5 protein-coding genes are annotated in these 6,397 nt (G+C 74.4%); all 5 read right to left on the bottom strand.

Annotated features, from left to right (window positions below):
• Positions 1 to 811 (bottom strand): biotin/lipoyl-containing protein (locus tag ACFVHB_RS31625; RefSeq protein WP_380329056.1); only part of this gene is annotated, 811 nt, incomplete at its 3' end.
• Positions 812 to 870: 59 nt separating this feature from the next.
• On the bottom strand, positions 871 to 2,259 hold the full coding sequence (lpdA, locus tag ACFVHB_RS31620; RefSeq protein ID WP_380329054.1) for a dihydrolipoyl dehydrogenase: 1,389 nt from the start codon (positions 2,257 to 2,259) through the stop codon (positions 871 to 873).
• A 434-nt stretch (positions 2,260 to 2,693) separates the two neighbouring features.
• Entirely contained in the window at positions 2,694 to 4,199 is a 1,506-nt protein-coding gene (locus tag ACFVHB_RS31615) for a leucyl aminopeptidase (protein ID WP_380329052.1), read from the bottom strand.
• Positions 4,200 to 4,494: 295 nt separating this feature from the next.
• Complete coding sequence (locus ACFVHB_RS31610; RefSeq protein WP_380329050.1) at positions 4,495 to 5,286, bottom strand: adenosylcobinamide-GDP ribazoletransferase; 792 nt, start codon at positions 5,284 to 5,286, stop codon at positions 4,495 to 4,497.
• The gene (gene cobT / locus ACFVHB_RS31605; protein ID WP_380329048.1) at positions 5,279 to 6,394 is read right to left on the bottom strand and encodes a nicotinate-nucleotide--dimethylbenzimidazole phosphoribosyltransferase; all 1,116 of its coding nucleotides are present in this window, start codon (positions 6,392 to 6,394) and stop codon (positions 5,279 to 5,281) included. Before cobT ends, ACFVHB_RS31610 begins: the two co-directional genes overlap by 8 nt.
• Positions 6,395 to 6,397 lie beyond the last annotated feature (3 nt).

Here is a 6,397-nt window from a genome sequence, read left to right as displayed (position 1 = left end):
GGGCCGGAGCGGCGACCGGGGCCGGAGCGGCCGGCGCCACCGGAGCCGGAGCGGCCACCGGCGCGGCCGGGGCCGCAGCCGGCGCCGGGGCGGCCGGAGCAGCCGGGGCGGCCGGAGCCGGAGCGGCCACCGGAGCCGGGGCGGCGGCCGGGGCCGGGGCGGCGGCCGGGGCCGGGGCGGCGACGGCGGCACCCGCGGCGCCGATCAGCGCGAGCTGGGCGCCGACCTCGGCGGTCTCGTCCTCGCCGACCAGGATCTTCACCAGGGTGCCGGCGACCGGCGACGGGATCTCGGTGTCGACCTTGTCGGTGGAGACCTCGAGCAGCGGCTCGTCGATCTCGACGGTGTCACCCTCGGCCTTCAGCCAGCGGGTGACGGTGCCCTCGGTGACCGACTCGCCCAGGGCGGGCAGCAGGACCGGGGTGGCGTCGCCGGCCGGAGCGGCGGGGGCGGCCGGAGCGGCCGGAGCCTCGGCGACCGGGGCGGCAGCGGCGGGCGCCTCCGCGACCGGAGCGGCGGCCGGAGCCGGAGCGGCCTCGGCGGCCGGGGCCGGGGCGGCGACCGGGGCGCCCGAGCCGTCGTCGATGATCGCCAGCTCGGCGCCGACCTCGACGGTCTCGTCCTCGGCGACCTTGATCGAGGCCAGGATGCCCGAGGCCGGGGCCGGGATCTCGGTGTCGACCTTGTCCGTCGACACCTCCAGCAGGGGCTCGTCGACCTCCACGCGCTCACCCTCGGCCTTCAGCCAACGGGTGACGGTGCCCTCGGAAACGCTCTCGCCCAGCGCGGGCAGTGTTACTGAGACCGCCATGGTTTCAGCGACTCCTATCAAGTCTTGCGAACTGGAAATGGGGGGATTGCGGGGCGCGATCAGTCGTGCGCGTGCAGCGGCTTGCCGGCCAGCGCCAGGTGCGCCTCGCCCAGGGCCTCGGACTGGGTCGGGTGCGCGTGGATGAGCTGGGCGACCTCGGCCGGCAGCGCCTCCCAGTTGTAGATCAGCTGCGCCTCGCCGACCTGCTCGCCCATGCGGGCGCCGACCATGTGGACGCCGACCACGGCGCCGTCCTTGACCTGGACGAGCTTGATCTCGCCGGCGGTCTTCAGGATCTTGCTCTTGCCGTTGCCGGCCAGGTTGTACTTGAGGGTGACGACCTTCTCCTTGCCGTACAGCTCGACGGCCTTGGCCTCGGAGATGCCGACGGAGGCGACCTCGGGGTTGGAGTAGGTCACGCGCGGGACGCCGTCGTAGTCGATCGGCACCGGCTTCAGGCCGGCCAGGCGCTCGGCGACCAGGATGCCCTCGGCGAAGCCGACGTGGGCCAGCTGCAGGGTCGGGGCGAGGTCGCCGACGGCGGAGATGGTGGGCACGTTGGTGCGCATGTACTCGTCGACGAGGACGTAGCCGCGGTCCATCGCGACGCCGTTCTCCTCGTAGCCCAGGCCGGCCGAGACCGGGCCGCGGCCGATGGCGACGAGCAGCAGGTCGGCGTCGATCTGCTTGCCGTTCTCGGTGGAGACGCGGACACCGGTCTCGGTGTACTCGACGCCGGAGAAGCGGGCCTTCAGCTCGAACTTGATGCCGCGCTTGCGGAACGCGCGCTCCAGCAGCTTGGACGAGTTCTCGTCCTCCAGCGGCACCAGGTGCGGCAGGGCCTCGACGATGGTGACCTCGACGCCGAAGGACTTCCAGACCGAGGCGAACTCGACGCCGATCACGCCGCCGCCGAGGATGACGGCCGACTTCGGGATGCGGTCGAGCTTCAGGGCGTGGTCGGAGGAGATCACGCGGTCGCCGTCGATCTCCAGGCCCGGGATCGAGCGGGGCACGGAGCCGGTGGCCAGGATGATGTGGCGGCCCTCGATGCGCTGGCCGTTGACGTCCACCGAGGTCTGCGAGGAGAGCTTGCCCTCGCCCTGGATGAAGGTCACCTTGCGGGAGGCCACCAGGCCCTGCAGACCCTTGTACAGGCCGGCGATGACGTCGTCCTTGTACTTGTGGACGCCGTTGATGTCGATGCCCTGGAAGGTGGCCAGCACGCCGAACTCGGCGGCCTCCTTCGTCTCGTCCGCGATCTCGGCGGCGTGCAGCAGCGCCTTGGTCGGGATGCAGCCGCGGTGCAGGCAGGTGCCGCCCAGCTCACCCTTCTCGACCAGGGCAACGCTCAGGCCCAGCTGAGCGGCGCGGAGCGCCGCGGCGTAACCGCCGCTTCCGCCTCCGAGAATGACTACGTCGAAAACGGTGCTGGCGTCGTTCGCCACGTCACGTCCTCCATGCAATGGGGTGGGTCGCCGGGCCGGTCGCGGTCCGGTGGGTCGGAAGCCTTTGTGGGGCGCCCAGTCGTGCCGGAAATACATCTTCGCACTTGTTCACGGTGGCTGATGTCCGGGTCCACCCCAGGGGTGTCCCACGGGGTGGTCACCGGGGTGGGTGCACCCCTGGCGGAAGGGCATCATCGCAGCTCAGAGCGGGGTTGACAGTGCCGGGGAGGGTGCTCCGGGCGGTCCGGCACCGGGCGGGTTCCACAGTGTGGAACAAAGTTTCGCCCGCAGCGAACAGGGGTGCGGGACGGGCGCCCGTTCCTTACTCGCAGGTAACAGCGGTGCCCGGCTCGTCCGGGTCCGCGAAGCCGGACGGGGCCCGGCGCACCAGCGCCGGACCCCGTCCGTTCCGCAGCCCGTGTCGGCGACCCGGATCAGGCCTTGTCGCCCGCCGCGGTCCGCTCGGCGAAGCGGACCAGGGTGCGCACCGCGGTCGCGGTGCCGCCCTTGGGGGTGTAGCCGTACGGCGCGCCCTCGTGGAACGCCGGGCCGGCGATGTCCAGGTGGGCCCAGTCGATGCCCTCGGCCACGAACTCCTTCAGGAACAGGCCGGCCACCAGGCCGCCGCCCATCCGGTCGCCCATGTTGGCCAGGTCGGCGATGGTCGACTCGGTCATGCCCTTGCGCAGGTCGGCCGGCAGCGGCATCGGCCAGGACTGCTCGCCGGCCTCGCCCGCGACGGTGTGCAGCGTCTCGCGCAGCTCGTCGTTGTTGGCCATCACGCCGAAGGTGCGGGCGCCGAGCGCCAGCATCATCGCGCCGGTCAGCGTCGCGACGTCGACGATCACGTCCGGGTTCTCCTCGCCGGCCCGCACGATGGCGTCGGCCAGCACCAGGCGGCCCTCGGCGTCGGTGTTCAGCACCTCGACGGTCTTGCCGCCGTACATCTTCAGCACGTCACCCGGGCGGGTCGCCGAGCCGGACGGCATGTTCTCGGCCAGCGCCAGCCAGGCGGTGACGTTGACCTGCAGCCCGAGGCGCTTGGCGGCGACGACGGCGGCGAACACGGCGGCGGCGCCGGCCATGTCGCACTTCATCGTCTCGTTGTGGCCGGCCGGCTTCAGCGAGATGCCGCCCGAGTCGTAGGTGATGCCCTTGCCGACGAACGCCAGGCTGGCCTTGGCCTTCGGGTGGGTGTAGGCCACCTTCACCAGCCGCGGCGGGTTGACCGAGCCGTTGCCGACGCCCAGCAGGCCGCCGTAGCCGCCCTTGAGCAGCGCCTTCTCGTCCAGCACCTCGACCTTGAGGCCGTGCTCCTTGCCGGCCGCCTGGGCGATCGCGGCGAAGCCCTTCGGGTTCAGGTCGTTCGGGGCGGTGTTGACCAGGTCGCGGGCCCGGTTCATCTCCTCGCCGACGACAACGGCGCGCTCGACCGCGGCCTTGGCCTCCTTGCTGCCCTTGCGGGTGGCCAGCAGGACCAGCTCGCCGACCGGCTCCTTGCCGTTGCCGTTGCCCTTGTAGGTGCCGAAGGCGTAGGAGCCGAGCAGACCGCCCAGCGCGACCGCCTCGACCTCGTCGGCGGACTCGGCCGGCAGTACCAGCGCGGCCTTCTTGCTGCCGGCCAGGGTGCGGGCGGCGACACCGGCGGCGCGCCGCAGCGCCTCCGCCTCGTAACCGCCGTCGGCGGCGTCGCCGAGGCCGACCGCGAGGACGAGCGCGGCCTTCAGGCCGGCGGGGGAGGGCACCTTGACGGCCTCGCCCTCGGCGCCGGTGGCGCCCAGGGTGGTGAGGACCTCGGCCAGCTTGCCCTCGAACGCCTCGCTCACGGCCTCGGCGCCGGGGGCCAGCACAATGCCCTTCGGGCCCTTCGCGACACCGATCACCAGGGCGTCCGCGCGCAGCGAGGCGGCGGAGGAGGTGCTCACAGACAATGCAGTCACGTAATGCGTCCTGTTCTTTCGCGTCCACGGCCGGTCGCGGCCGGCTGCCGCACCGGCGCAGCCCGCCATCGCCGCGGGGCCTCCCCCCGGGTACGAGCCGGGTCCGGAGCCCCTGGAGCGTGCGTCGCCGCTCGTGGCGGCCGCACACATCAGGGGCCCCGGCTCCTCGGCAGGCGCCGGCCGGGCAGGACCTGCGACGGTGCAGGGCTGCGGTGCTCCCCGCATGGTAGTCCGCATGCTGGGATCACGCGCCGCCCGGTGTCCCAACGTGCGGGGCGGGGCTCGCGGGTATGGATCAGCCCAGCAGGGCGAGTGCCACCAGGGTGCCGGTCGCGGCGGTCTCCGCCATCGCGCCGAGGACGTCCCCGGTGATCCCGTCCAGCCGCCGCACGCAGCGCCGCAGCAGCAGCCAGGCGCAGCCGAGGCCGGCCGCAACGGCCACCGGCAGCCGGAGGGCTGACCAGCCGTCAAGCGCGCCGAGGGCCGCGAACAGCAGTACCGGGCCGGCCGTGGCCGCGGCCGCCGCGGCCGGGGAGACCGTGCCCGCGACCACCGCCCCCAGCCCGCCCGGCCGGGCGGCCGGCACCGACCGCAGGCACCCCAGGGCGAGCGCGCACCGCGCGGCCGTCGCCGAGGCCAGCACCGCGAGCGCGCCGCGGACCGTCGAGGCGTCGAACTGTCCGGCGAGCACGGAGATCTGGGCGAACAGGACGAGGACCAGGGTCAGTACGCCGAACGGGCCGATGTCGGACTGCTTCATGATGCGCAGCGCGTCCTCGGCCGGCTTGCCGCTGCCCAGGCCGTCGGCGACGTCGGCCAGCCCGTCGAGGTGCAGCCCCCGGGTCAGCGCGGCCAGCGCCGCGACCGCCGCCACCGCGCCGGGCAGTCCGCCCGCCCGCCAGGCCAGCAGCGACCCGGCAGCGGCCGCGAGCGCGCCGAGCACCAGCCCGACCACCGGCGCGGCCGCCATCGCCCGCCCCGCCGCCGCGCGGTCCCAGCGCTCGACCCGCACCCGCAGGACGGACAGCGTCCCGAACCCGAACCGCAGCCCGTCGCCCCAGCCGGCCCGGCCGGAATCGTCAGACACGCCCCAGCAGCTCCGCCGCCGACGGCAGCTTCGGCTGCTCCTTCGGCACCGGCGGCCCGACCGGCGCGGGCGCGTGCTCGGCCAGCGCGTCCGAGGCGGCCTGCAGCAGCGGCAGCGCCATCAGCGCGCCGACGCCCTCGCCCATGGTGATCCCCTGCTCCTGCAGCGGCGACAGGGTCAGCCGGTCGTACGCCTTCGCCTGGGCGGGCTCGCCGCTGGACTGGCCGGCCCGCCACCACTCCGGCGCCCGGAACGCGATCCGCTGCGCGACCAGCGCGCAGGCCGCCGACACGACACCGTCCAGCACGACCGGCAGCTTGCGCACCGCGGCCTGCAGCAGGAAGCCGGTGATCGCCGCGAAGTCCGCGCCGCCGGTGGCGCCGAGCAGCGCCAGCTGGTCGCCGAGCACCGGCCGGGCCCGCCGCAGCGAGTCCCGGACGGTCGCGCACTTGACCATCCACACCTTGTCGTCGATGCCCGAGCCGCGCCCGGTCACCGCGGCCGCGTCCGTCCCGCAGAGCGCGCCGACCAGCACCGCCGCCACCGTGGTCGAGCCGACCCCGAGGTCGCCCAGGACCACCAGGTCGGTGCCGGCGTCGGCCTCCTCGTCGGCGACGGCCATCCCGGCCCGGAACGCCTTGACGGTCTCCTCCGGCGTCAGCGCGTCCTCGGTGTCGATCCGGCCGGAGCCGCGCCGCACCCGGTGGGCGACCACCTCGTCGGGGAAGTCCGACGGGTCCGCGTCCACCGCGACGTCCACCACCCGCACCTCGGCGCCGAACCGCCGGGCGAGCAGCGAGACCGGCGCGGTGCCGTCCAGGACCGCCCGGACCCGGGCCGCCGTGCCGCCCCGCGCGGGCAGCCGGGACACGCCGAGCGAAGCCACCCCGTGGTCGGCGGCGAACAGCAGCACCTTGGGCGCGGCCAGCGGCCGCACCGGGGAGCGTCCCTGCACGGACGACAGCCAGCTGCCCAGTTCCTCCAGCCGGCCGAGCCCGCCGCGCGGGCGGTCCAGCGTCTGCCAGCGTTCCTCGGCGGCCCGTCGGGCGCTCTCGTCGGGGCGCTCGACGAGGGAGGAGAAGGTATCGAGATCCACGGTCGTGTCCATCGG

Origin of the sequence: Kitasatospora sp. NPDC127111 (assembly GCF_042677465.1) — a bacterium.
Classification (GTDB): domain Bacteria; phylum Actinomycetota; class Actinomycetes; order Streptomycetales; family Streptomycetaceae; genus Kitasatospora.
This window is presented reverse-complemented; position numbering and strand designations above follow the sequence as displayed.